General features: G+C 36.5%; 31 protein-coding genes and 1 pseudogene. 15 read left to right on the top strand and 17 right to left on the bottom strand.

Features of this window, described 5'->3' with window-relative positions; all coding sequences use genetic code 11:
- The first annotated feature begins 16 nt into the window (after positions 1-16).
- On the top strand, positions 17-475 hold the full coding sequence (locus D0T60_RS15475; RefSeq protein ID WP_163219037.1) for a hypothetical protein: 459 nt from the start codon (positions 17-19) through the stop codon (positions 473-475).
- Positions 472-1,434 carry a hypothetical protein gene (locus D0T60_RS15480; RefSeq protein WP_163219038.1) on the top strand — a complete coding sequence of 321 codons (963 nt, stop codon included), beginning with the start codon at positions 472-474 and terminating at the stop codon, positions 1,432-1,434. Before D0T60_RS15475 ends, D0T60_RS15480 begins: the two co-directional genes overlap by 4 nt.
- A 315-nt stretch (positions 1,435-1,749) precedes the next feature.
- On the opposite strand, the gene D0T60_RS15485 is transcribed toward D0T60_RS15480, so the two are convergent.
- The 4 genes from D0T60_RS15485 to D0T60_RS15500 form a co-directional block, all read right to left on the bottom strand.
- Positions 1,750-2,106, bottom strand: a complete 357-nt coding sequence (locus D0T60_RS15485) for a hypothetical protein (protein WP_163219039.1) — start codon at positions 2,104-2,106, stop codon at positions 1,750-1,752.
- Positions 2,103-2,558 carry a hypothetical protein gene (locus tag D0T60_RS15490; RefSeq protein WP_163219040.1) on the bottom strand — a complete coding sequence of 152 codons (456 nt, stop codon included), beginning with the start codon at positions 2,556-2,558 and terminating at the stop codon, positions 2,103-2,105. The genes D0T60_RS15485 and D0T60_RS15490 overlap by 4 nt, the downstream gene beginning before the upstream one ends.
- Before the next feature lie 47 nt (positions 2,559-2,605).
- Entirely contained in the window at positions 2,606-2,977 is a 372-nt protein-coding gene (locus D0T60_RS15495) for a DUF6578 domain-containing protein (protein ID WP_163219041.1), read from the bottom strand.
- 100 nt (positions 2,978-3,077) lie between these two features.
- The gene (locus D0T60_RS15500; RefSeq protein ID WP_163219042.1) at positions 3,078-3,539 is read right to left on the bottom strand and encodes a hypothetical protein; all 462 of its coding nucleotides are present in this window, start codon (positions 3,537-3,539) and stop codon (positions 3,078-3,080) included.
- Positions 3,540-3,668: 129 nt separating this feature from the next.
- Here D0T60_RS15500 and D0T60_RS15505 point away from each other — a divergent pair, with 129 nt between their 5' ends.
- A complete protein-coding gene (locus D0T60_RS15505; protein WP_163219043.1) occupies positions 3,669-4,019 on the top strand; it encodes a hypothetical protein in 351 nt (116 codons plus the stop codon).
- On the opposite strand, the gene D0T60_RS15510 is transcribed toward D0T60_RS15505, so the two are convergent.
- The gene (locus D0T60_RS15510; RefSeq protein WP_163219044.1) at positions 3,980-4,546 is read right to left on the bottom strand and encodes a DUF4274 domain-containing protein; all 567 of its coding nucleotides are present in this window, start codon (positions 4,544-4,546) and stop codon (positions 3,980-3,982) included. The two genes, D0T60_RS15505 and D0T60_RS15510, sit on opposite strands and share 40 nt — an antisense overlap.
- A gap of 92 nt (positions 4,547-4,638) precedes the next feature.
- On the opposite strand from D0T60_RS15510, the gene D0T60_RS15515 reads away from it, so the two are divergent.
- The 3 genes from D0T60_RS15515 to D0T60_RS15525 all read left to right on the top strand — a co-directional run bounded on the left by D0T60_RS15515 (position 4,639) and on the right by D0T60_RS15525 (position 8,095).
- Positions 4,639-5,703: an ankyrin repeat domain-containing protein gene (locus D0T60_RS15515; RefSeq protein WP_163219045.1), complete on the top strand. Its 1,065-nt coding sequence runs from the start codon at positions 4,639-4,641 to the stop codon at positions 5,701-5,703.
- Between the two features lie 89 nt (positions 5,704-5,792).
- On the top strand, positions 5,793-6,980 hold the full coding sequence (locus D0T60_RS15520) for a radical SAM/SPASM domain-containing protein (protein WP_163219046.1): 1,188 nt from the start codon (positions 5,793-5,795) through the stop codon (positions 6,978-6,980).
- Positions 6,977-8,095 carry a hypothetical protein gene (locus D0T60_RS15525; RefSeq protein WP_163219047.1) on the top strand — a complete coding sequence of 373 codons (1,119 nt, stop codon included), beginning with the start codon at positions 6,977-6,979 and terminating at the stop codon, positions 8,093-8,095. Before D0T60_RS15520 ends, D0T60_RS15525 begins: the two co-directional genes overlap by 4 nt.
- A 3-nt stretch (positions 8,096-8,098) precedes the next feature.
- Here D0T60_RS15525 and D0T60_RS15530 read toward each other — a convergent pair whose 3' ends face one another.
- On the bottom strand, positions 8,099-8,533 hold the full coding sequence (locus tag D0T60_RS15530) for a hypothetical protein (RefSeq protein ID WP_163219048.1): 435 nt from the start codon (positions 8,531-8,533) through the stop codon (positions 8,099-8,101).
- 150 nt (positions 8,534-8,683) lie between these two features.
- Positions 8,684-9,577: a PD-(D/E)XK nuclease family transposase gene (locus tag D0T60_RS15535; protein ID WP_163219049.1), complete on the bottom strand. Its 894-nt coding sequence runs from the start codon at positions 9,575-9,577 to the stop codon at positions 8,684-8,686.
- 772 nt (positions 9,578-10,349) lie between these two features.
- Here D0T60_RS15535 and D0T60_RS15540 point away from each other — a divergent pair.
- The 8 genes from D0T60_RS15540 to D0T60_RS15575 all read left to right on the top strand — a co-directional run bounded on the left by D0T60_RS15540 (position 10,350) and on the right by D0T60_RS15575 (position 18,384).
- Positions 10,350-10,814, top strand: coding sequence for a hypothetical protein (locus D0T60_RS15540; protein ID WP_163219050.1), 465 nt, complete (start codon positions 10,350-10,352; stop codon positions 10,812-10,814).
- Positions 10,815-10,830: 16 nt separating this feature from the next.
- Complete coding sequence (locus tag D0T60_RS15545; protein WP_163219051.1) at positions 10,831-11,487, top strand: hypothetical protein; 657 nt, start codon at positions 10,831-10,833, stop codon at positions 11,485-11,487.
- A gap of 63 nt (positions 11,488-11,550) precedes the next feature.
- Positions 11,551-12,714, top strand: coding sequence for a hypothetical protein (locus tag D0T60_RS15550; RefSeq protein WP_163219052.1), 1,164 nt, complete (start codon positions 11,551-11,553; stop codon positions 12,712-12,714).
- Positions 12,715-13,050: 336 nt separating this feature from the next.
- The gene (locus D0T60_RS15555) at positions 13,051-13,890 is read left to right on the top strand and encodes a hypothetical protein (protein WP_163219053.1); all 840 of its coding nucleotides are present in this window, start codon (positions 13,051-13,053) and stop codon (positions 13,888-13,890) included.
- Between the two features lie 135 nt (positions 13,891-14,025).
- Positions 14,026-14,967: a hypothetical protein gene (locus D0T60_RS15560; RefSeq protein WP_163219054.1), complete on the top strand. Its 942-nt coding sequence runs from the start codon at positions 14,026-14,028 to the stop codon at positions 14,965-14,967.
- A gap of 34 nt (positions 14,968-15,001) precedes the next feature.
- Positions 15,002-15,712 (top strand): hypothetical protein, encoded by a 711-nt coding sequence (locus D0T60_RS15565; protein ID WP_163219055.1) that lies wholly within the window; start codon positions 15,002-15,004, stop codon positions 15,710-15,712.
- Positions 15,713-15,723: 11 nt separating this feature from the next.
- Complete coding sequence (locus D0T60_RS15570; protein WP_163219056.1) at positions 15,724-16,578, top strand: ankyrin repeat domain-containing protein; 855 nt, start codon at positions 15,724-15,726, stop codon at positions 16,576-16,578.
- Positions 16,579-17,151: 573 nt separating this feature from the next.
- Positions 17,152-18,384, top strand: a complete 1,233-nt coding sequence (locus tag D0T60_RS15575) for a hypothetical protein (protein WP_163219057.1) — start codon at positions 17,152-17,154, stop codon at positions 18,382-18,384.
- 417 nt (positions 18,385-18,801) lie between these two features.
- Here the strand turns inward: D0T60_RS15575 and D0T60_RS15580 are convergent, their stop codons facing one another.
- The 3 genes and pseudogenes from D0T60_RS15580 to D0T60_RS19135 all read right to left on the bottom strand — a co-directional run bounded on the left by D0T60_RS15580 (position 18,802) and on the right by D0T60_RS19135 (position 21,182).
- A complete protein-coding gene (locus D0T60_RS15580; RefSeq protein WP_163219058.1) occupies positions 18,802-19,242 on the bottom strand; it encodes a hypothetical protein in 441 nt (146 codons plus the stop codon).
- Positions 19,243-19,510: 268 nt separating this feature from the next.
- A complete protein-coding gene (locus D0T60_RS15585) occupies positions 19,511-20,404 on the bottom strand; it encodes a hypothetical protein (protein WP_163219059.1) in 894 nt (297 codons plus the stop codon).
- 76 nt (positions 20,405-20,480) lie between these two features.
- Positions 20,481-21,182: pseudogene (locus D0T60_RS19135) on the bottom strand (Imm43 family immunity protein).
- A 309-nt stretch (positions 21,183-21,491) separates the two neighbouring features.
- Between D0T60_RS19135 and D0T60_RS15595 the strand changes: the two are divergent.
- The gene (locus tag D0T60_RS15595) at positions 21,492-22,073 is read left to right on the top strand and encodes a hypothetical protein (protein ID WP_163219061.1); all 582 of its coding nucleotides are present in this window, start codon (positions 21,492-21,494) and stop codon (positions 22,071-22,073) included.
- Positions 22,074-22,078: 5 nt separating this feature from the next.
- On the opposite strand, the gene fic is transcribed toward D0T60_RS15595, so the two are convergent.
- The 7 genes from fic to D0T60_RS15625 form a co-directional block, all read right to left on the bottom strand.
- Positions 22,079-22,966, bottom strand: a complete 888-nt coding sequence (fic, locus tag D0T60_RS15600; protein ID WP_163219062.1) for a protein adenylyltransferase Fic — start codon at positions 22,964-22,966, stop codon at positions 22,079-22,081.
- A 306-nt stretch (positions 22,967-23,272) separates the two neighbouring features.
- Positions 23,273-23,959: a hypothetical protein gene (locus D0T60_RS15605; protein ID WP_163219063.1), complete on the bottom strand. Its 687-nt coding sequence runs from the start codon at positions 23,957-23,959 to the stop codon at positions 23,273-23,275.
- Between the two features lie 55 nt (positions 23,960-24,014).
- Positions 24,015-24,434: a hypothetical protein gene (locus tag D0T60_RS15610; protein WP_163219064.1), complete on the bottom strand. Its 420-nt coding sequence runs from the start codon at positions 24,432-24,434 to the stop codon at positions 24,015-24,017.
- Positions 24,435-24,471: 37 nt separating this feature from the next.
- Entirely contained in the window at positions 24,472-25,242 is a 771-nt protein-coding gene (locus D0T60_RS18855; RefSeq protein ID WP_239059582.1) for a type II toxin-antitoxin system HipA family toxin, read from the bottom strand.
- A 38-nt stretch (positions 25,243-25,280) separates the two neighbouring features.
- The gene (locus D0T60_RS18860; protein WP_239059583.1) at positions 25,281-25,670 is read right to left on the bottom strand and encodes a hypothetical protein; all 390 of its coding nucleotides are present in this window, start codon (positions 25,668-25,670) and stop codon (positions 25,281-25,283) included.
- 3 nt (positions 25,671-25,673) lie between these two features.
- A complete protein-coding gene (locus D0T60_RS15620) occupies positions 25,674-25,985 on the bottom strand; it encodes a helix-turn-helix domain-containing protein (protein ID WP_163214630.1) in 312 nt (103 codons plus the stop codon).
- Between the two features lie 149 nt (positions 25,986-26,134).
- Positions 26,135-26,608 (bottom strand): HU family DNA-binding protein, encoded by a 474-nt coding sequence (locus tag D0T60_RS15625; RefSeq protein WP_163219065.1) that lies wholly within the window; start codon positions 26,606-26,608, stop codon positions 26,135-26,137.
- Between the last annotated feature and the right edge of the window lie 38 nt (positions 26,609-26,646).

Consider the following 26,646-nt stretch of genomic DNA (forward strand, 5'->3'; position numbering starts at 1 on the left):
CAAAGATGAAGTTGTGATGATTGATTTATTGCTGACTCTACAACCACATGGCTGGAGCTCTTGCCTTATAGGCAAGAATAAACGATATGAATTTCTGGTAACCCATGTGTTTAGTAATCCCTATTCTGATTTAATCCAAGTTTTATCTGAATTGATAAACGGGCAACAAAGTGCAACGCTTCTTTGGTACGACGAACCTGGCGGACACCGGATTGAATTTATGGTACGACAAGAAAATGTACTGGTTTCAATCGATGAGTTTCCTCAATTATGCTATGAAGAGCCTAAATCGTATCAGCTTGTGTTTGAATTCGAAATGGAACTGAAACAACTGATTGCACTTTTTTATTTTCAACTACAAAAAACAGAATTCCTCCTACGTTATAATTCCTTTTCTGAAAATAGAGCAGAATATTTTCCGTATCAGGAGTTCTGCACATTCAAAAGGATCGCGAAAACATTTTTAGAATTATGAGAACAGATACTGAAGAAATTGCCAACATTTATCTGCAAGCCAGAAAGGAAAAACTAACAGAGAGCAAGGCGTTTTTAAGAGTAAAGCCCTTTTTAGAAGATAGATACCAACAAGAAGGACTTTCTTCCCTCTCCAAAGAAGTGCTGGAAACAACCAACCTTTGTTGTGTAAAAGCAAAAGATGCAGAAATCTTTGGAAAAGGATTTTTCAAAATTATAGCAGGAGAAGGAGACACTTTAGGAGATGATGAAGCCCTGCTTTTCGAAAAGTTGGTAGAGCGATTTCCCAACTCAGCAAAGTTAGCCGAAATGCTTGCCGATGTGTATGGTGTTATTGTTAACGAAACAGGAGACGAAGTATACACGCAAAAACTGGATGACCTGTCGAAGAACAATCCGGCTTTAGAAAACGCAGCGCTACAACGTTTATATGCACTTGTTGATATGCATTATAACAAAGACTTCAACCTCAATAACTATATAAAAGCAATCGACAAAGCCAAGGAAATATATCAACAGCATCCCAAACTTGATTTTGCAGAATATTATGCCAGAGGGTTAAATAAGATAGTTCAAGAACAAGAGGAAGAAGATGATGCACTGAAAACAATAGAATTACTTAAAGAGTTATTGCATCGCTGGAACGATTCTTTCATTGCAGCACATTACTTAGATGCTTTATCAAAATTAACCTGGAAGCAAGACGAAAAAGGTTGCTTGGAAACCATACAGAAAATGGAAAGCTATTGGAACAATTGGCCTTACAAGAAAGGAACATTAGCCATGCATTTAGCTTATACATTGGCCAACTACTCGCTTTGTACCAAAGGAACAGAGAGAGATAAAGTATTGGATAAAATACATAAACTATCTGCCTACTGGGAACCGGCAGCAGAGCTAGCTTACGAACTCGCGGAAGGAACATATAGATATGCTCATAAACCGGCAAAAGCAAAGTAGAGACCGGTAGCTAATCGACCCGCTTTCTTTCCCTTTCCTTTCGTCTTTCAATCCTATTTAAGTGCGATTTTACTGGAGGAATAGCGTAGATGAATATAAGAATCCCCCACACCATTAGCATATAGCTCAATGAAAGCTTTTGGACTGCTACAATCAGCAAGAATAACAGTATCCCATGAAGAAACACTATGATTCCGAAGAGTAACAAAAGATCTGATCCGGCATGAATCCAAATACTGCTTCGGAGAGCTGTGCGTATGTTAACCCGGCACAGCAAAATCGTAAGAACGATTGCAATAACTATAAATACAAGCTTCATTCCTCCCACCCCTCATTTTGAGGATTGTACTTAGCAAATTCACCTGTATCGGTAAATTCGGATGTAGTCATTCCTATTTCAAAAATGGCATCTTCGTTCCAACCTGCTGTGAAAAACAGCCCTCTATTAGTGAGTAATGCCGAGGTTTCTTCTGCCGAATTATAAAAATGCTCGCCCAATTGGTCTTGCTGTTGATATACATAGTTGTACTTTAAGAGGCGATTTCTTAAATACTCTATTTGCTGTTGCGTAAAAGGCTCAATATTGTTTTCATCATCAAAGAAATCCTTACTACCCATTTGCAACTCTTTTGCTTTCGTTTCTATACGATAAATCGATACATTGTAACTCATATCACACTTCTTTTTTCTATTATTAATCTTTCAGTATCACAAGACAAGGTAAAACAAACCGACCAACGAAAGTCTGCATCAAAGATGGCTAAGATTGTATCTCCACCTTGGTCGGCAGGGTCATTGCATAAATAATCGAGAATAAACTTTATCCAATCGTTTTCCATATTCAATAGTCCAATGCCTATATATTGATTGACGGCTTGGTCGGCAACATTTATTCTGTACCACAATGGTCTATCGAAAGTGTCGAGATATATGCCTTCCAAGAATTGAACTATTGGCTTCAAACGTTCTCTGATAGCATAAGATTCGTGTGGTAATTGCTCTATTGATTTTACCGGAAAATAGATTTCTTCTGTGACTTTTCCAATCTGTTTCAAATCAATTCCACAATCCAGCTTCACAAAATTATTTTGGATGTAGCTGTCGTAAAATCCTAATGTGTTCATTCTCTAATTGTTTAATGGGGCAAAGATACTTATTTCAAGTAGAATCCTTAGCTTATTTCGCAATCGGTCAGACAAACAAAGTAAGCATATAGTTCTTTTTCATCTACCTTTTTATCCCATCCGTCGACCTGTGTTTTTTCTACTGTTATTCCTGACGCAGGAATCATTAAGTTAGATGTTTTCGATTTCCGGTAGGCATAGTGAATGGCCAAGATACTTGTTACATTGCCTTTCAGTTTAAATATTTGAGTATCGATGTCTGCATGGTTTTCATAGTAGAAATCTATTTTGCCTACATCGACCAGTAGTTTTTCATTTCCCCATTTGATAACAGTCCATTCTACGGCATCGCCCACCTGAAAAGGAGTTCCGCAACATTGCATTTGCCAAGCTTCAATGATTATAGTGTATTTTTTCATGGTCAAATTAAATCGAAAACTAAGTTTACTGAGATTTGCATAAAAACTCTACTATTTATGCAGATAGTATTTATCCCTGATACATTTTCTTGCATGGTAGTCAACGGTTTGATTGTGTAATTTCCAAATTCGGATATGGATTAGCTTCCGATGATTTTCTCCAAATACTTTGCTCCGCTAATTGCAATCTTCTTTCTAGTTCAAAATCTCCCATTTTGAGTTTCAATGTTTCAAGCGGAACAGACTTATCCGTATTGTCGAAAACTTCTCCATTTGTTTCTTTTGCAAGAAAGTACGCTATGATATATACGTTTTCTATTTTGTTAGATGTTACTTCAAGTATTGATGTGTCGTCCTTATTTATCCAACTAATGTCAAACCATAAATTTTTGATTTGTCGAGAACACATATAAAGTTCAGTCCATTCTCTACTTGAAACAGGGAAACTGTCTCCTTCACTATCGTAGTTGTGAAAATCGTCTCCAAAAAAATATGTCCCGAAAACACGAAAATCAGGTCTTTTAGAATTAACTTTTACTTTTAGTGAATAATTGTCGTTCATGTTTTATTATCAGTTCGTTCATTAATCTTTGTTTTTTAGAACAAGAGCAAAAATAGCTATAATTATCAATATATTTGCCTCTTCATTCAAATACTCCTTATATTTGCGGAGCTAAACAAATGAAACATTATGTTAGAAGAAGCTCTAAAGCACAAATACAATAAGGAAATTGTCGACATTTACAACAACTGGAATATTGATTTTGATAAACCCCTTGAGCAACAAATAGAAGAGTTGCACGAAGATATCATTCAGATTACCTTTGCCAAAGGTTATAGTTTGGATGTTGGCTGGTATCCGGCATATAATATCTGCGGACAATTCAAAGGTGTGGTGCTTCAACATAGCAATTGGGATAACCCGATCTATACAATGGAAACTAATAATCCAAAAGTAATGGAAGATTGGGTAATGGAAGCAACAGAATGTGTGTTGGATTCTTATTCCTCCTCAGGCAACCACAAAACAGCCGGTATCTGACTATAAGGCGAATCTTCCTCTTTTTCAGCTACTTCTTCATCCTCAAACTCTGCGGAAAGCATATTAACAAAACCACCTGCCACGGCTTTTTCTTCAATTAGGGCTAATAGTTTATCGTCTTGATTATTCTTTGTCATTCCCACGCCGCCGAAGTTATCATAATAATAGTCCGGTTGCATAAGCCAATAAACCATTCTTGCTGTGCGGATGTCGCAAGCAGGGTTTAATATGACTTGTTTGAGTGGCCAACATCCGTCATCATAGTTATATTCGGCAACCAAATAATGCAATTCTATTGGGTTGTAGATGGCAGCTATCTTTTCAGCTATTTCTGTCTGAAATTTCTCTAAGCCGATTTCGCGTTGATATACGTAAGCTTTATAAAAATCTTCCTCCTCATTGCCTTTCATACTTTTCTCAAAATCGGCTTGCTGCATATTGAAATAGTAATTGTCTCCGGCACAGGCTGCCCAGGTTACAATACTGTCTAATTCGGTTTGTCTACTATCACTTAAACTTGAATACATATTGGCTTCAATTATTTAGGGGATTAATATCTGGTCTTTATATCGCAAATTTATATCTTTGCTTTCGCAAATATAAAGAATAATCACATACAATGGCTAAAAAAAGAAAAACACTTCCGGCAGATTTTGAGCAAATAGTGACCAATGCCGGGTCGGCAGAACTACAAGCAATTTTCGACAAGTGTGACATCAATGCATACGGCGGATTTTGGAAAGGGAATGCTCTTACTTTTTGCGGTATTAACGAAGAATTTATTCAGTGGTTAGTCACTCAGGGGATAGACCTGAATGCAGGAGACACATGGGGTTATCGTCCTGTTTCTTATCAAGCAGAATACAGCAGTAACAATCTTAAGGTACTTTTAGAGCTGGGTGCAGATATCGAAAAAAGAGACAACTATAACTGCACGCCCCTTTGCAATGCAGTCTCGAAATGTCATATACAAGCAGTTACTGCTTTGTTGGAAAACGGTGCGGATGTCCATTCGTTAAACGGGAACGGAAGCGACCTTATGACGCCCCTCGAAAAAGGGCTTGCTCATTGCAGCAACATAGATATTTGCAAGATGGCCGAAATAGCAGATATGCTACTTGCCGCCGGAGCAAAGACTACACCTAAGATGAAAAATCTGGTAAAGAAAATCGGAGAAACATTTGAGTTTTACCGTGCGGACTTTAATAAAGACTATCTACCTACTACCGAACAGGCACTCGAACACTTATATCATTTGTTTGATGCCGAGCCCGTTGCTAAAAGAAATATACACAACGGAATCGACCCCATTCTTGTTAAATCCTCAACTTGGCAACAACAGTTTGCCGAACTTTGGGAGATGCTGATACCAGGCACAGGTCATGCAAAAACAGTTCAAGGCGAAGTGATACGAATTACCGGAAAAGTCTCACGAGAGATACTCGATAACGGTGCGCCCAATTGGAACAAAGGATATAAAAAACTGCCACAGGCATTGCCCATGTATTTTGCAATGGGAAATCAACTGCCCCCACAAGAGCACGAAGAAGCTAGATCCCTAAGCCTAAGTGTCTCGGCAAATAGTGAAGACGATACATTGAATCGCCTTTGCGAACTTGCTGTTTGGTGGGTGCTACTGAATCCTGAACCAATAGCTTTGCAGGGAGTGGATTATGAAAGATGATAAACTCCCGGTGTTATTCGTCGTGCCCCTGAGCAAAGGTAATGGAAGCAACAGAATTCATAGTAGAATAAACAATAAATACTCCCCCCTTGATTGCCAAACTACACCACAACCAACTATTCACCTTCGAGAAAACAACAGGAATGAGCGCCGTTTTCTCCGGAAACGAACTCGCTTTGCTGCAAGAATATACACAAAGCGGAGTTGTAACGCCTTTCATCGAACGCCTTTTCCACTTAGGGATTCTTGCCGGAAATATTATCCCCATACTGAGCAACAGCTTCGCCGCAGGCGAAATCCATTCACCTCAATCACTACATATTGATATCACAAACCGCTGCCCCCTCCATTGTTCCATCTGCTATAAAATACCTGATAAACCCAAAGACATAACCTACCTCCGTTGGGACGAACTGATAACAGAAGCTGCCAAGCTAAAAGTGTTTCAGATAGCCATCGGAGGAGGAGAACCACTAACCCACCCCGATATAGTAGCATTTGTGGGGCGTGTGGCGCAAACACCAATGTCTGTCACCATTACCAGCAGCGGATGGGGGCTCGACGAAAATCTTTTGAACCAACTCATTGGTGCCGGACTCAATCACCTGCAAATATCGCTCAACGGAAGCACCGAAGCAATAAACCGTCTTTCGCGCGACGGATACGCTCATGTCATCCGAGCCTTGCAACTGCTTTCGCACACCAACGGTCTGTCTTATGGCGTAAACTGGGTAGCCCGCAAAAGCAATCTGGCTGATTTTGAACAACTCGTCGCCCTTGCCAAGCACTACCGAGCAGGTAATATTAATATACTACGCTACAAACCTTCATTGGGAGAAGTTTATGCCAACGAAGCCCTCAATAAAGACGAATTCTTTTTGCTGGTCGACAAGATAAAACAAGTAAGAGGTATTCAAATAAAAACGGATTCTGCCTACTCTCATCTGCTGCTTTATCTCAATAATGGCAAGGTAAGTGCCCACACTTGTGGTTGCGGTGCCGGCCGAACTTTCATGGCTATCTCGCCCGACGGCACCATGAAACCTTGCAGCCACCTGCAAGTAGGCAGCCACAGCGATAGCATTGCCGGATATTGGAATCACTCGGAAAGTTTGCATGCATTCCGAAATTTATCTTACCGGGATGCTCCCAATCACTGCGGAAGTTGTACATTTGTGCATCAGTGCGGAGGTTGCCGCGCTATATGCGAAAGAGCATATCACAATCATCCGGCAGGCGAAACAAGCTGCCCTGTTTACAAAAGAAAAACAACATGATAGAATATTGGCAATCTTACGAAATAGACGGTTCGGACTCAAGCTACAATGTAGTAGTGGCTGAACGCGAAAAGTGCATCGAGTTATTAAAATTTTATCTACAACTGAAAGTTGCTCATCGTGGGAAACCCATCAAAATACACAGGAGTTCGGGCAAAGACTCGCAAATAGTAAAAGACATGTATTTTGCTTACGAACACCTCGACGACCTTTGGGATGTTATTCGCCATTGCAACCTAAAGTATCTTCAACTGGAGTATGAATATGTGGCTTCCGGCTCCCTCTACCCGGAAGTGAAACGCGAATTGATAGATATGCTTGCCCATCATGCAGGTGTAAAGAATCACACGTTTGTCAATCCCGTGTTTTCAAATTCGTATACAACTACAAGCTACATAAATATTAGTTTCGATGCAAAACCAAGCAATGATTATGAGATGGTTTGTAGCGAAAACTATTTCCAAATAATAAGTAAAGAGCACCCCTTGTTAGTAATTGATTTCGATTGTGTACTCAACGGTCCTCACGAACTGATGTTTTATGGTATGCATAAGATGAAAGACGCTTTCCCCGAATTCGAAATAGATATGCATACAAGCCATGAGCTCTTAGCGGCATACTCTATCAATTGGGACGAGTTGATTATGGAAGGAATCTCGCTGGAAAGTTCGGATTACGCCTACACACTGAAATGGCTTTTAAGCAATCCTGCCATCACCATGCATCCGGATAATGATACAATTTATCTGGGCCGACTGCCTATGGGTTTCGAGCATTTCGACCCGTTGGTTGTCTACATCGATGAAAAAGGTTCTAATTATTGGACAAAGGACGAAATAAACGACTACTTGGCACTTCAAGGAATATTCGGCAAACGCACATTCAGCATAGATGAGTATTTGCAGAAAGTGTATAAAGCATCCAAAGCCGAAATATTTAGTGATGCCGATTTCGAAAGCTATACCTCATTCAACATCGAAGTGGCAGTAGGCAAAGATAAACAGCAACATGCAGTCGTGAAGTTCGTCAGAGAGAAAGACGGACCGAAGTTGATGATTTTGATTGCTTATAAGTATAGGGAGGGGTTGGAACGGATGATTAGGCTGGGCTGTTAAATTTTAATATCCATTGCCGAATACAAAGTTTACTTTTATCGATTCATATACAGGCTTATAATCTATCTCCGAAAATGAAGAAAAACATAACACAGGTATTGCAATAGCTAAAACAACTATCGCAGTCATAACGCTCAGCACAATGATAGTTCTTTTCTTTAAAAGTATTTGTTTTTTTATTGCAGAAGAAATAATATGTACAATGAGGCTTGTAGACACTATATATATCAGCAAGTCTACTACAAAAAATCTAAGGTCTATTATTTTGTAGATTGATGTTGTTGGGTCGTCGGCCATATAGATAAAAGGAAAACCAGAACCCCTTTCAGCCAGTCTTTCCCCGCAATAAGACATTTCCATTGTTGCAGGAAACAGAAAGAATATTATTATAGATAATAATATCGAAAGGCAAATTGTATTGAAATTTATATATTTCATTTCTTAAGCGGAGCTATTCTGTTTGTCTGATTCTTATTATTTGTTTTTCAGCCATTTCCATTCCCAATATTCTTCTGAATAGTCCAATTCCTGACTGTAATCAATTTCATCAGCAAACCAATCTGTTTCTTGCCCAACCCGAATGCTTCACTACAATTTTATTATATCTTCCTCAGTCAGTCCCGTAATTTCTATAATGCTTTCGATAGGAATGCCTTTGTCTTTCATTGCAGAGGCAATTTCGAGTTTGCCTTTGAGTTTCCCTTCTGCTATTCCTTCTTCTCTTCCTTCCGCTTTCCCATCCATATACCCTTCATAACGCCCTGTACTAATCACACTTTTTTGGTAGCGCACTGCCTCCATGTGTGTAAAATATGCCTGACGTTCTTCTTTCGAGAGGTGTTCAATCCGCAGATTCTCACGAGCTTCGGGCAAACCGGCGGCGGTGGCATCTTCGGCTATTTCGCCTGTTTTAAGGAAAGAGATCCATTGATCGAGAGGCTCAACGGCTTGTTGGTCGAAATCGTTGACACGCAATACATAGTATTCCGGAAAAATATCACCGGCTTCTTTTCTGACAAAACATTCGCGTTGGCGAACGGACAATTGCAAGGTATCGTTGTTGTGAATACCTTTGAATACGGTCTTTCCGTGATATACATAATCATCTCCTTGTCCCAGGTCGAAGTAAACGATATTGATGGAGTAGACTTTGCGTACTTTGTCGTACTCATCGCCCAGATTGATGTATTCGGCAATGGCTTTTGAAGTACCGAAAAGCATTCGATGGAAGTAATCGAGTTCGCGGTTGTTTTGTATTTCGATGATGATGAGTTCGCCTTTGCTGTTTTCGGTGAGCATATCTACCCGGTTGAACTTATCGTCGTAGGTATCCTGATTGCTTTCGCTCTCCAGAATTTGGCGGATGCGGATCGGCTCGCCAAGCAGCACGGTAAGAAGACCTTCCAATACTACAAAGTTGGATTTATTGCGCAGCAAGCGTTTGGCTGCCCAGTCGAAACGAACTAAATGCGGACTTTTCATATTTCTTAATTGTGGTTTCTTTCTATATGGCAAAGATAATGTTTATAATTCAAGATACATAGAAATTCCCTATAGATTGGAGTTGTATCTACTTAATATCCGGCAATTTAGACCTAAAAGTAAATTATTATCGGGGCGTTTTGCCTTTGCCGCAAACGTCGACTTGCCTTTGCGGCAAACGCAACATCATCTTTGCGGCAAACGTAAGCTTGTCTTTGCGGCAAACGTAAATCGTTGTTCTGTAACCCACCCTACAACCCCTTCTCGGGCACTTTGATCGACTCGAATGTGTTATTCCAATGTATGAATAAGTTACTCTTGTTTTGTTTTACGGCAATGACTTGTTACGTTCCCCCCTTGTAAACGGGTAGGTTTATACCACTACCGGAGTTTACTCCCCCGCAAACGTCTTATATATACAAGGTGTTTGTGGGGGATTTTTTTGTACGATGCACAGTGGTCAGATTTTACATGTAAAATCCGGCCAACTTATACGGTCGAAACGATCGATTTAACCGTATGCGACAGCCGATTTAGCCGCATGAGTTGGTCGACTTAACCGTGTGTGTCGACCGACTTAGCCGTATGCGATTGTTTTATATCATGTTTTTAAACTTGAGAATCGTAATCTCCATATTTATTATATCTTTGTCTGTTACTTGATACATAGGAAGCGTGGCGATTTGTGTTTTGATGATTACAGAATTAACGCTTTCTGATTTTTATAATGCTATTAGGAATATATATAGAGAGAGACAAACAACTCTAAAATATGGAAAAGAAAAAAACATGTATCATAGTAGGAATTGTTACATTTTTTATAGGCTGTCTAATTGTTTATCCAATTGAAAGTAGAGATACAGTTACTATAGAAGAATTAAAATACACTTTTTCAACTTTGATTACAGGGATATTGATTGCTCTTTATGGATTATTAGGTTCTAATATCTTAAAATGTCTATTGTTTTTATTCTTTTGGATTTCGATGAGTATGTTATTTGTCTATCTATGGGAAGATGACGGATGGGGACGTGGTATCGTTGTGTTTTGGTTGGGTCTACCCTCCGGGGCTATTTCAGGAATATTATTTCTGATAATTAACCACTTCTTCTTAAGAAAAAAATCAAAAAGTAAAATGCGATATGTAAAACAAGTAGGTACTTTAATTGTAATCTATTTGATAGTAGTATTGATTATGAAATGGGGTGGTGATGTTTTATTTTATTTACAACAATAACAAGCAGTTAAAGAAAATGGTAAATAGAATCATTGTATGTGTATTATTCTCTTGTTATACAATACACATATATCCTCAGATATTAACAGAATCGAATTTAAGAAACAGAGCAAATGAAATTAGAACGAATGTTGAATCAGACTTAAAAAAACATTTCAACAATCAAATGCTGCTTATTCACCCTGTTCCTGTATGTGATATGATTGTAGATAGTTGCCAAAAAATAGTCTTATCGTTAGACACCATTACAGGATATGCTGTTTTGCAATCAAATGAACAGACTATAGGCTATGCATACAAATACACAACGGAAGACCATTACTCCTTAAGAAAAATAGTTCAAGATTCCACCATCTATATTGGAGGTGATTTAATGCGTCTTTTAGATGTAGCATTACGCTTCAATCCAGGTCCTTTCCGAATCAATACATTTTCTAAAGAAAACACTACCATATTTGGAAAAACTGTTTTCGTTGGATTTGGATTTTTCAAAAATGAGAAGCTGCGATTTATTGGATTTTCAGAATCTGTTCCTGTATTATTTGATAGTATAGACGATTTTTTCTCTTTCAGATTTCAGTCGATAGAAAATTATTTAGAACAAAAAAGAAACTACAAAATGAACAATGAGATAAAACTCAAAAAACGGAAAAATAGAAAACGAAAACACTAATAAGAATGAAAACAACCATATTCATAATAACACTTTTATTATCAATCAATAGCTAACTTAGATATGAAGAAAGCAAACAATGTATTACGCATTCTCCTATTTGTTTCTTTGTATATGTTTATTGCAATGGGGCTATTTTATTTAAGTTGTGAAGCTATTGGAAAATGGGAAAGACAATATGAGGAAGTTCCTCTTGCAGGAGTCAAAGGATTGGCTGGTTTTGCTGGAGAATTACTTATCTGTTTAATCTTTATTGGTATTTTCCTATTAGCTATTATCATATTTTCGTTTACTTTTTCCAACTCTGCAATGCCCCATATTATTTGCTCGCGTCCCAAGAAGTTAGAACCGAATGTCTTTTTTGAAGAAAACATTTCAGGTGTGCAAATCAGGGCAGATGATAAATTTATTATTTTTGAAGAAAGACCTACGAAAATTATCTATTGGATTTTCGGAATTATCCTTGCTGCTTTTTTCTTTGCTCTTGTTTTAACTTGGCAAAATGGAGATTTTTTCTCTAATGGAACTGGCATTTTTTCTTTTTCTACATTACTCTTTCTTATCTATTTTATCAATATCATTGTTCATCCGGTTAAAAGAGTTGTTTTTGACAGAATGAATGGAACAGTAAGTTTACCAGGGATATTCGGCATATTTCCTCGAAACACCATCCCTTTTAGCGAGGTACAAGTTAGTATTTTTTATGGTCATATGATTTTTCAATATGCTAAATATCTCCATTTGGGCGTAACAGTTTGGTATGAGTATAATGCGGAAACGTGGTATATGTTGCTGCAATATATGGACAAAAATTATCCATTACCTTGTGGTAGTGTTTTTGACCCATACCGTGAGCAGGATTTTAAACGTCGACAATCAGAAGGATTTCCAAAACCGATATGTATGTCTTATGTTTGGCTTACAGATGAAGTATGCGGTTATATCAATGCATCAAAAATCGTTAGAGAACGAATTGCAATGTTTAAGAAAGTGGATATATTCGGAGCATATAAAACAGTGCAAGAGGTTGTTTATTCTTTAACGGATAAATATGTAACACAAAAACATGGCGAAATAGCTTTAGTTGGAATATATGAAAACAACTATGTGTTTAAGCTGTTTGATGATTTTCATGACGAGATTATTGAATATACAAAAGATATGCTTTCCGATTGTTTTTTAGTTAGTGGGATATCTCAAAAGAAAGCTGAATATATTGCTTCTTGATAATAATTGATAAGGATATGAGAACATAATTTTTAAATTTGTTGCAAAAAAAACGATATCGAATAAGATTCACTGTTATATCTGTTTTACTTATATAGATTACAATTCATGTTATTTTTAGCAGCATTATATAGAACTCACGATCCGAATGAGATAAAAAAAGTAAATATTTTCACCACAATCATCTACTGATGGTACAACGAATGGACAGATTATAAGTTATAGAATTCTTTAATAATGAAACGACAGATATTTTTAATAATACTAGGGATAATGTTTGTGGATGCATACACCCAAAACAAAACTCTCAGATATGCATTAATACATAAATCGCAAATGTATAATTATAAAGAAACATTTGAGGCTGAAGATTCTTGGGATAGCATTTCTGTAATAAATCTGAATACTTTAGTTGAAAAAAAGATAATATGCATTCCTAAAAATATAAAGAAGAACAACTCATGGCAAATAAAGGATTCTATATTGTATTATTGTTTTCACGAGAATTTGAGACGAGAAATATGGAACACAGATCAATGGGCTACTTATTCAACTCCTTATAACCCGGCATATAGACTCTCATATTTGAGAGCCAATAAATTGATTGCATATTCGGATGCTTTATCTACATCCTTTTTCGATATTTATTACTTGAATGAAAAGAATCTCAAATATTGCTTCAGAGATCAACAAGCGTTATTTGTTTTTTCATTCGACCAAACCGCTGATAGGTTTGAAGAATGGAGTACAGTCAATATTTATACACGAGTGAAGTATTCAAAGAAACACTCTCCATTTGCTTACGCTCTTTCTGAATACAAAGATTACATAGTGTTTAATGCCGTAAAAGATCCTCTCTTTTTTCAAGGAGACTTCAAAGTAATCATCCAAAACGATTCAACCTACATTCTCAACCTCTTCACTGGTCGTATTTATTTAATAGAAAAAAAGAAAATCCACCATATCGGAACCATCGAGCTAACAGACGATTACCCTGAATTATTTGGAAACAAACTTCTAATAGAAGATAGGGATAACCACGAAGTAATTGTTTTTGCTCCGATTCGTTGGGAGAAAACAAAACTAGCAAAACCTACGATACGAGTAATGAGTGAAGAGGAAATGAAAGAGAAATTCAAAAATATAATTACGAACAAAGATACAACCAATGAATAAACAGATTTTAGAAATAAAAAGACAACAGTACTCCAAACAAGATGAAAATAAAAAAGATAATAATTACTATAATTTATCCAATTATAAAAAAATGACAAGTGAAATATGAAACGAATTAGGTTATATATATTAAAAATGAATAAATTACTTTTTGTATTTACTATTTTATTTGCAAGTTCATGTTATGGAGTGCAACAAGAAAAACTACCTCAAGGTATTTTAGATTACATCAATTCTCATGAGGAATTTAAATTGTTAACTATAGACGACTTGAGGCTATTGGATGACTATGTTAATTTAAAAACTTATTATCCAATCTGCTTTGGCGATTTCAATCGTGATCAAAAGGAGGATGCTGGGTTGATTTTAAAACACAATGGGCTTTTACAACTAGTTATTTTTAATAGCTACAAAGAGTCTGTAAAGCCTACCTTTGTTTATAAAACCGGGATATATAAGGAAATAAACTTTGGAGGTAATCAGGATGATCAAAGTGTAATTTTTGAGCACTTAGGAATGCTTTTTTCCGTTATCCATACTGGCGAAAATTGTGGAATAGAAGTTATCGACATTGTGATACCGGAGAAGTCAGCCTTTTTTGTTTATTGGGATTCAAGATTTTTGCAGTATAGATATCTGAACTATTTAGATGATGAATATGACTGTGAAACAATCAGTAAACAATTTCAAACGCACACAAGCGAAAAAGATTTATTGGGAAGGTGGTATACAGAAGAAGGAGTGAGTGAACCCAATTTGATAATTTCCGACGTTGAGTATCCAAGTATAGAAATAGCTTTTAATCAATTTGTAATTAATTTGCAAAGATCACACACCAATAACGACGTTATTTATTATAAATTTTCAAATATTGATGGAGCTGGTGCTCTGCCCTATAGCAATGTTGAGTTCGACAATAACGAACCAATCGCTGAAATAAAACAGATTAGTAAAGATCGTATTTTATTCAAATGGTTGGGGTTTTGTAAAAAAGAAACAAAAGAACGAATATATACTGAAAATCTTTTTCATGAAAACTTAGAAGAAGTAATGCTGGTAAAGCTACTTGAATATTAGGTCAAAAGAAGCTCTAAGTTATTCGTATATTAAAATGAAAACAACCATATTCATAATAACACTTTTATTATCAATCAACAGTTATGCACAAATTGATACTATCAGTGAATTGGAATTTATAGAAGGCTGCAATATTGCAAATGAAAAATTGTATAGTAAATACGCAAATGGTAACGATGCAGATTCCATCACCTCAATTAGTTTCGTTGGATTTAATGATACCATACCCGATAAATTGAAAATTTTCAAGAATGTAAGAAAGATTATTCTTGTAGATTCCCAAATTAACAATTTGTATATTTTCCCTTTATTAGAGAGTGTCTACTTGGATATAGAAGAAGGGGTTATTATCAACGAAAATGATAATTGGCTAAAAATGGTAAAGGGAATAAAAGTTCATAAATGCGAAATCAGAGGAGTCACTTCTTTTAAAAACATCCCCCATCTGGAAGAGCTGGTTATGACATATTCCAAATTTGAAAAAGGTTTTCCATCAGATATAAACTCTTTAAAAAATATAAAAAGGATAAAGCTTGGAGTTTACACAGGCGAAGTAAATTTAAATTTGATAGATGTAACAAAGCCATCTTCTATTCAAGAGGTAGAGGTCGTTTCATGGACAGGTAATATTACAGGAATTCCTTATGGAGTTAAAAACTCTAATCTTCAGAGATTGAGTATCCAGCATCCCTTGTTGACTCAGGAAGAGAAAAATATACTTCGTGAGTTTGAACACAATAAATAGAAATAAAAACAATGAAGGAAAGATTGGCAAAAAACAGAGAAAACAAATCTACAAACATGAACAAAGTAAATAAAGTATTAATATTAAGCAGCATTCTAAGTCTTTTTTACCTTCCCTGTAAAGCTCAGATAGAAATAGTAAAAGATCCACCTTCGGAAATCGTAGATGCTTTTTATAGCAATGACACTACGCTAATGTCTGAATATATCAAAAGTGGAAAATATCCAATGGGGTATAAACCCAGTTATAGGATTTCACCAATTGAATCGGCTATTTGGAAGAATCGAATAGCCATTGTTATGTTTTTAATTAATAATGCGGGATTTACATTAACTAACGATGATATAAGTTCAATGCTTTATCGTGAGCATGTTAACATTGATGAATTTAATTCTCTATTGTCCCTATCAAGTGGTAAAAATAAAATAGATGTTACGAAATGGAAGGAGAAATATCTCAACGAATGGGAAAATGAATCTTCCGATGGTGCTATTCTTAATGGATATTATTATTTTAGATTTAAACTAATAATTATGTATGGATTTGATCTGATTAACGTGGTCGATTCAGAGCAGCGAACAGAGTTTTATATTTCAGTTATAGAACATCAAGATTTGGAACTCCTGGATTTGTTGAACTATGAAGATGAAGCATTTAATGGGCATACCTGTAATGGACCAACAGTATTAACTTCTGCTGTTTATTCAAAAAATTACTATTTAGTGAAATATTTAGTGGATAAGGGCTTAGATAAAACAGTGAGAATATTCGAAGCTTGTTATGATGATGCAAAAGAAGGACCAAATGCTTATGAAATTGCACTTTCCTTAGGTAATAAAGAACTTATTGATTTATTAAAAGACTAAAATTACAAACATAAATGAAAACAAAAAACAATAGATTTAAAAGCGTAATAATATTACTGTTCGGAGTCTTGACATTTTGCAAAGCATTCACTGTGATCATTTCTTATAAAGATGATCCAACAATGACTCTTGCCTTGAAACGAAATCCTATTTCAAGTAATATCATTCGCCACTACGAATATGGAAAAACCGACGAATATTTACATATTATTTCAGATGAAAATGAGGTTTTGGGAGAGCCCTTACTACGCTCAATATATAGAATTCCACTTTATGCCTACCTATGTGTTTTTTTTATTTTAATTAAATACTAAATATATCTTTGTCTGATACTTGTGATATATAGGAAGCGTAGCGATTTGTATATTGTTTGGGCCTACCCTCCGGGGCTATTTCAGGAATATTATTTCTGATAAAGAATGATTAGTTGATTGTACGATTATAACAAAATCAGTCCGTTAGGATTCTCTAATAATGAAACGACAGATATTTTTAATAATACTAGGGATAATGTTTGTAGATGCATACACCCAAAATAAAATTCTCAGATATGCATTAATACATAAATCGCAAATGTATAATTATAAAGAAACATTTGCGATTGAAAACGAAGAATCTTGGGATAGTATCTTTGTAATCGACTTGAATACTCTGGTTGAGAAACCGATAACACATATTCCCAAAAAGGGAAAATCATGGCAAATAAATGATTCTATATTATACTATTGTTTTCACGAGCATTTAAAAAGAGATATATGGAATACAGACCAATGGGGTATTATTTATTTAACACCTTATCCTTTCTATAGACGTTCCTATTTGAGCGCAAATAAATTGATAGCGTATTCAGATGCTTTATCTATGTCCTGTTTTGATATTTGTTACTTGAATGAAAAGAATATCAAATACTACTTCAGGGATCAACAAGCATTCTGCATCTTTTCATTTGATCAAACTGCTGATAGGTTTGAAGAATGGAGCACAGACAATGTCTATACACGAGTGAAATATTCAAAGAAACATCCTCCATTTGTTTATGCTCCTTCTGAATATAAAAATCATATCGTGTTTAATGCAGTGAAAGATCTTGATTTTTTCCAAGGAGATTTCAAAGTAATCATCCAAAACGATTCAACCTACATCTTCAATCTCCTTACCGGTCGTATCTATCTAATAGATAAAAAGAAAATTCGTCATATCGGAACCATCGAGCTAACAGACGATTACCCTGAATTATTTGGAAACAAACTTCTAATAGAAGATAGGGATAACCACGAAGTAATTGTTTTTGCTCCGATTCGTTGGGAGAAAACAAAACTGAAAAAACCCACGATGCGAGTAATGAGTGAAGAGGAAATGAAAGAGAAATGGCATCCTCAACAAGAGACACTACTTGTCTACCTGGAGAATGACACAGCAGACTATTGCGTTAATCTTGTTTTTGAAAATCCATCCACAGATACTATTTTTATAGCAAACAGATATAAACATCAGCGAGATATAGTTCCTTATAAATCTTCATTGGGAATTATGATCAATTTCCATAAAAACAAAGAACCGATAGGTAAAGTATGGGATTACGCTCCTTTATATTTTGAAATTAGCAAAGACTATGGTGATCGAATACCTATATATCCTTTGGAGAAAATTAAATTGAACATTGCGCTACCTTGGCTTTATTCTGAAAATGAAATTAGAACAGATGAATATGGTATAGATATCAACATATCATGGAAATATGTAAATCGCTCAAAAAGATTATATAAAAATGCTTGTGTAACAACAAACTATTTAAAATTAGAGTAAATAAAATTCTCTTAAGGGTCAATTCACATCAATGTAAAAAAAACTATGAAAACATTATTCATTTCATTAATCACTACATACTTTTCAATTTCTTTATATTCACAAGATTATAAATTGAATCTGGAAGATATCAGAAAAGAGGTACACGCAAGCATGTAGCCTATATTTTGGTTGTATTTCTTGAACCAATAGAGCAAACTGTCGTCTCAAAAGACTCATCAAAATCATCGTCTGCATTCAAATAAGAAAATATATGGTTTATCAAATTCAAGCATAAATGAAAACAAAGATATAGCCATGATCAATGAGAGCGAATTTGTCAAGCAATCTCCAACTCCACAACAAATTACACATCCAATTCTTTGTAAAGCGGAGCTATTCTGTTTGTTGTATTATCCATTTCCGCACCAATAGCCATTAATGTCCATTTGCCTTGTTCGTTAGCTTCAAAGTATAGAGCAATGTGAAATGAATGATGTAAATAATCTGTTCCAGTTCACTTTCTGCGTAGTAACCAAGTGCTTTGTATGATATGTTCCACGACTTCAAGATGCCTTTGATAGTAGCAATCTCCAAATTTCCATTAAGCAAGCCTCTATCTAATTTGAATTGTTTTTTATGTGGACTTTTCAATGCTTCCAACCAGTCGCACCAAATGAAAATCAGTTCATCATTCATAAAATGAAACTCAAGCTTACCATACAGCCAGATAGACATTCCACCACCCATCGGGTTTATAGAATCCGGTTTGGGGAATATTGCTTTTATTTCATCCATTTTCATACCGGGCTTCACGCCTCCAAACTGTCCTGTTTGAATGAATTCGTTGAGAAATATGGTAAATGGTCTTCCGCGCATATATTTTGTTTATTGGGACAAAGCTGTATTTTGCTCTTAATCAATAGTATTATTCGTATCCATATACCTAACAAAACTAAGTTTACCGAGATCTACATAAAAATTCTACTACCGATGCAGACGGCGTTTATTTATCCCTGAGCCAGATTCTCTATCGTTCCCCAAACCATATTCTTTGTACGGGGCACGCTGTCTGTTGTGAGATACTTCTGTAATACATCTGTGATTGTTTGCACATCAGTACTGTTTATATCCGTTAGCTGGGGCTTTAATTCGCGCAACCAGTGGATTGGGCAGCATAATCATCGTCTGCAAGGGTGCACATATATAAGGCATCGAGGGCGATAAGACTTAATGGGCGTCCGGCCTTCAGCCATTTTGCACATCGCTGCCAACTGAATTGAGAGGAGGCGGCAAGTTGTCCCCAATCCTGACCGATGTTTTTCATTTTGCCAGTTTGGTTTTCTATCCAATCGAGTGTTTTCTCACTCTTCATATATAATAGGGCAGAAATACTGTTTGCGAAATCGCTGTCGTTTAGCGTGGCGAGCTCGGTGGTAATCAACCGGAAAGCGTCGTCGGAAGGAAGGCTGGCGGCAATCAGTTCGGCATATTCGTTGATGCCGGCTCCCTCTTCCCTGTTTTGCCATTGTGTCTTTGTCCATTCTTCGGCAGCGCGTCCTACCACCTTGGCTACTATTTCGTAGGCTTTGTAGGCAATGGAGTGGTTGTAAGCGACTTTACAGTCGATTATTTCGAGGATTTCGGCTTTGTTGAATTGTTTGAGTTGGCAGATTACGTTGTCCTCGGTAAAATATTGCACAAAGGAGTAATCAATCAGCCGGGGAAGGTTGTTTTTAACTTCTTCGAAGGTGGGGAAAGGATATTTATCGGCATCAACAACATCAGTTTCGGGTTGACAGGCTTCGCCTGTGTCGTAGTCGTAGAAATCGTCATGCAGGTATCCAGTATGGCTGTGAATGGCTGCCAAGTTGAAAAGTTCCAAAGGACGTAATGCCATATTCTTGAGTCTCTCGCAGCATGACCGACAGAGTTGATAAGGGGTCGCTTTCGCTTCTGTGTCCCAAATACCGTCTTCCAGGCCTTCATTTTCAGGTAATACGATGTCTACGGGGTAGGTGTTGCAGCTTTCACATTTCATAAATAAGGGTTTTCTTTGGGTGATAAATATGAGAGGCAAAGATACATATTTAGCCTCAGACAACACTCTTTTCCTCCTATTCAACAATCAATTTTGTCTTTTGATTAATCCATCCCACATTATAAATATAATCAAAAATATTTTCTATTTCCGTTATTACCACTGTGTTGATTTTCGCCTTCTTGATATCCTCAACCACCTTTTGATTACAAAAAACAAACCTGTTTATATAGGCATTATCAATCCAAAACAGTTCTTTGGGAATAAAATAATTGGAGTTAAATACGAGTTTGTTTAAATATTTATAAATCGCAGGTTGTTCCTGTTTCGAGTTTTTATCAACCAGTTTCACTTCCGACTTCAGAAAGTCAATACATGGGCTTCGTTCGATAAACTTTATATACCAATAATCCTTTTTGGTGTTTCATTCACCCTCTCTTGTCAAAACCTCAAGGCGAGACGACACGTACTGAGGGTGGTTGTTTTCATCAATCACTTTTTTAAATATATCGGATACGATGAAGCCTCCGTCTTTATACATCAAATCAAAATTAATCGTTCGGTGTTTATTTATCAAAAAGAGCTTCTCGGGCATTTGCACAGACTTATCCTTTGTGATTGGTTTATCCCAAGCCGGTGTTGGACTTGCTGCCGGAGGAAATACATAATCTTTTATATATTTTTCTTTTTCAATAAATTGTTCATAAATACCTGCTTCCAAAAGAGCAGGAACTCCTGTCTTTGAATTATCTTCTCTAATAAAATAATATTTCTCCATTCTATTTAAACTTGTGTTGATTTCGTACAATCTGATTTTGTTTAGTATAGTTCTATAAGATACTTCAAAGTTACTTTTTTTGTGAAATGCAGCCAAGAAAAGCAAAGACAATATCCATTCAACCAAGAAATTTCAGTTCTTTACTTCTTAAATAAACTGCATTGTGTTATATTTGCCAAGCTTAATAGACATAAATAATGAAACACTATAAATACATTGACTACGCATCAGGAAAGAGATGTGAAGTAACCCTTTCGGACAATAATAGCCTATGACATTCATTAATATGTAATCTGAATAAACAGCGCTATGCTAAAACGCTTACTCCTCGCACTGCTTATATTTTCCGTTGTTATCGTAATCTTTAGGGGAGCACTCTACCGAGCTGCGGTAACTTATCAATCAGTAGGTCAGCGGTTGAGTTATAAAATAACTAACGAAAATCTTATTCAGTATATCGAAGAAAACACTAAAGAAGTAACACAAATAGAGGACATTATTCGTGAAAGTCTCTCTCTTACATCTAAAAAGTTGAGCTTCTCTTTTGCTAAAGCCAGCAATGATCCCAACCAATTAATTGAGACAGGGGTTGCCAATTGCATCGGCTATTCCACTATGTTCTGTTCTGTATGTAATTACCTGATAGCCCAAAACGACCTTTTGGAACATTGGGAAGCCTCTGCGCACATAGGACAACTCAATGTTTTTGGCGTAAACATCCACTCTTATCTAAATTCTCCCTTTTTCAAAGATCATGATTATGTAGTTATCGAGAATAAACAGACAAAAGAAAAATTTGCAGTAGACCCCAGTGTGAATGATTACTTGAGAATAGGATATATTCGGTTAGGGGGAAAGTCTAAAAGTTTGCGGGTAAAATCGGCCATCTGATTATTTTATTCATTTTCCTCATAATAATAAGAGTAATCAATTCCCTTCATAAACATTTCGCGACTGTCTATTTCATCTGTTAGCGCATTCTTCAGCAGGTTTTTCAGTTCTGTACTGTTTATTGCGCTGCTTATCATAGCGTTCAGATACTCCTTTTTGTTAATCCGGCTCCAATCTACACAACGTTTCAGTTGCTTTTTGAATATCAGGTCTAGCCAGATTCGTGTACTTCGTTCGTTGCCTTCCATAAATGGGTGGGCAATATTCATCTCAATGTATTTATCAACGATTTCTTCGAAAGTACTTTCGGGCATTTGTTCTATCTGCTTCAGGGTGTTGCCAAGAAAATGCGATACAGCAAACTGAAAGCCACCTTTTGAAATGTTTTTCTGTCTTATCTGTCCGGCAAAGTCATAAAGCCCACCAAATATAAAGGCATGAATTTGTTGCAAACTTCTTGTTGTACCGATTTCTGCATCACTAATAAGATTGCTCTCGAAAAAAGAATATGCCTTTTTCTTGCTTTGTCCATCAATGCTGTTGTCACTATATGTAAACCAATCGAGGAATTTAATAGCGTTACTATTGGGAAAGTGTTTGGCTAAGGAGAAAACGCCGTCGCTATCAAGCACATTTGAAAGACGCATTTTCCCATCAGGTGATTTTAATTTCAACTGGGTAGTGTCACTACCCAGTTCATTTCCCTCTCTTTTCAATTTGGCTTTAAGATATTTCCAGTAGTTACGAGTTTTCGTATAGTCGTCCTGACTTGTAAGAGCTGCAACAATATCTAATACAGAAAACCACCACTTGTTGTTCTCTTCGTCCCAAATAGCACGAACTTCACGATCATCGAAGAAACGAATTGATATCTTGGTATTATTTCTTGCCATACCTTTATATTTGCTCACAAAGGTAATCTTTTATTTATTTTTGCTCATAAATAAACGTTCATAATTAGTTCATTCATACAATTTCATCCATCTGCCATTTCTGACTGAAAGCTAGTATTTACATAACCATGGATCTATCATGAGTGAACTTATTATGAACTTATTTTCCTCTTTATTTGATAAGTCTTTATATTTGCATCACGCTTATCAATCAATTATACAGATTAGAATTATTAGTCAATAATTTTTAGCTATGAAACAAAGGATAGACGACAAAGACTTCTGTTGACCTGCATAAACAGGCTCTTAATCCCATTTGAATTTCTGAAATACTTTTTGTTGTTTTCTGTCGATATACAATCCTATTTCGCCCACATCATAGATTTTGTAATTATAGCCACATACTTTTCCAACCAGTTCTTTGCTTAGTTTGGTTTCTTTGGTTTTGCTTAAAGAAATATATGCTCGCCTGATTTCGTCATCATACGCATGTGTGTAGGCACTGCCTTGAATTAGTTTTCCTGTTTCAAAATATTTATCTCTTGTAACCCAATAATTGATAAGGCTTTTAGCGTATGTGTCAAATGCACCATTCATTTTTGCTCTTTCAGTTTCTCGTTTAACCAAGTTGCTGGTATTTACCTCTTGGCTTGTTTTGGGGGTTAGGTAATCCGATTTATTTTCAAGGTATTCTTTCTCAATTTCGGAGTACCATTTTAGTAACGTTTCTTTGTATTCGGGAGCAAATAGATGGTTATCGAAGACATATCTTTCGCCTGTCCAGTCGAACTTTATAAAATCAAAACCGTAGTTTATATCATCAGAAATGAGAAAAGGCTCTGCACCTCCACAGCCCCATACAGACACGAAATGAACGAGGCCTTTTCCTTTCTCCATTTCTTCTAAGTTGATAGTTAATAATGGAAAGAACAGTGTTCTATGAATTTCATTAGGACTTTCAAAGACCTCCTCGATTGTAGGAAATAGTTTCATATTTGTTTTCTGTTTCAAGCGTTTTTTGTGATTAATACATATTTATGCGAAAATACTATTTTGAATACAACACCAGAATTTCCCCATCATGATTATTTATCAACGCCCATCCATTGTTAAGTAAATAAATGCCCTCAATGTTATTGCGTAAACAATCTGGAATTCTGTCTATCTGTTCTTCTTCAATTAAATACTTATTATTCCCCATTCCATAAAATACATAAGAGGTTATTTTATGCTCTTGTAAAAAAGAGACAATTTCATCAACCGGTCTTTCCCAAGCCTTTGTTGCAACACAACTAAAATGGGGGTCCCATGCCTGACTTACATCAATTTTAGCCCAACCCTTACTGCCTTTTTGAAACAATTCCTTCCATCTATTTTTATATTTAGAAGATATGGCTGTTTCGATGAATTGCTCAAATTGCCTTAAATAATTACTTGTTTCTTTATCATTAATCATAGCTATAGTCATCAATATGTTGCTTTCAAAATAAGGAAAAGAACTTGTATTATGACAAAAAAGCATTTTCCATCCTATCTTGTTCTGCAGATGATATTTGATACCTCTTTGCTTCCTGCCGCCAACTTGCAACAGCTGTTTTTGTGCTTTCAATAATAGTTTGTGCCTCTTTTTTTTCAATCCTAAAAAAATCAGAAACACTTAAAACTAAGTCTAAATCCAAAGAATTGTCATCCAGATTAATATTCAGCTTTAGCCCTTTTCCATCCGGGTTTGGGTTGATATCGTATGCAGGAGAAAGTGACCATCCTTTGTTGTTGAGCAAAAAACCATGATTACGTAGATGATCATCCGTATTGCTGATACAAACCGAAAATGCAATACGTCTAAAGAGTTCTTTTAAATCTTTGCCTACATCAGACCCATGTTTAATAATAAATTCGGCAAGTTCCAGATAGCTAACATCGTCGCCGGCTCCCGTTCCATCGGTGTATCCAAGCAATGTCATAGCAGAAGCAAAATGTATACGGTTGCCTGCTTGGTCTCGGTCGAATCGTTTAGTCAGATAAGTATGATGCTTATTATTAAACTGTCCTATTTTCCCTGTGGCACAGTTTATTCCAGCTTTCTTTGCAAGAGAATTGACTAACATTTCCCAAGCTCCGATATTTACATCGTCATTCTTACTGGGAAACTTTGCAATCCATAAAAAGCCATCAGTATCTTTTATATTTGCTTTCGGACGTGCTCCACCCAACGAAGAACCGGGAGCATACAGCATGTTCAGCCATTTCAAAAGTTCGGGATTATCTTCTTCCAACCCTTTTTCATATTCGAGGCTGGCACTTTCAAGCTCTCTTATGGAGGTCCATGGGGGAGCAGTATATTTGTACTATTGTCTAAAAAAGCACCTTCTTTATCTGTTTTAAAACGTAGACCTCCCATCCGTAGTGGGTCGTATACGCCAAGCAGGAAATCAGATTCAAAAAGGGTTCTTGATTTTCTGGTTTCTTGTTTTGCCGAAGCTATTTCGCGGCGCTTCATTAAAACACGCCCCCATCTATCGGGAGATGAATCGAGAAACATTCCGAAATTTAATTTATCATCACGTAGCCATTCGTCATCATACTGAAAAGAAAAAATTTCTTTTCCTCGTATCTGATTCACAGTCAGGGTTCCCATAAAATGCGGATAGTTTAAACCTATCCAATCGGCATATACATATATATTCTTTGTTTGCTCTCCCATACCCTATTTTTTTGAAGAGCCTCGCCCTAAAAGCAATTCGGCATCTTGTAGTTTGCGTCCTAATATATCATCGCCTGCAAGTTTGAGGATGTCTTTCTCTAGCCCAAGAACAAATAACACTTGTGCATACACCCCGAAGGAAACAGTAGGAAGCCCTTTTTCTACTTGCCACAGAGTGGAACGAGCAATGCCTGCGCGTTCTGCTACCTGCTCCATGGTAAGATTTCGTCTGAGGCGGGCTAATTTAATGTTTTCGCCCATCTCTTCAAGAATTTTACTCAAGCGAGGTAATAATGTCAGTCCTTTACTCTTCATGAGGTTTTATGTTTTATGCAAAGATAGGGTTATTGTTTGATGTTGCAAACAATTGGTGTTTAATTAAACTAAAAAGGATAGATAGGCAGGCATAGAGTGGTATTGAATTTAAAAAGGTGGAACCCCTAAAGCCCCACCTTTTCCTATCATTACGCCGACGGATCAATAAATTCGTCGCCACCACCTCCGCCACCGTTGTTGTTTCCTCCGGTGTCTTCGCTTGTTTTTACATTAATTTCATCCACCGCTCGGGTAATAGATACTGCGCTCAACATATTTTTGAATCGCTTGCCGGGTGTGTACAGGATTTTGCGCCGTGTTACATTTTCTACACCCAAGTCATCGACACTTTTCTGTGCTTTTACGTTGATGGCAGGCTTGAAACTGCCGAAGTCGCCCAGCTTCACCGACATTCCGTATTCCATAAATAACGACATACGATCTATCAGCCCTTCGATGCTGGCTTTTACTTGGGCGCGACCTACACCACAGGAAGTTGCTACTTCGTCCAACAATTTGTCGAACGTTACCTGTTGCGGTTTCACTGCTGCGATGCGATACATCGTTGGTTTACCCTCTTTGAAATTGAGTACAAACTCTTTCTTTTCATACTGAATAGCCATAAGTTAAGAATTAAGAATTAAAAATTAGGAATTAAGAA

It is taken from the genome of Bacteroides sp. 224, assembly GCF_010500995.1.
Classification (GTDB): Bacteria; Bacteroidota; Bacteroidia; order Bacteroidales; family Bacteroidaceae; genus Bacteroides.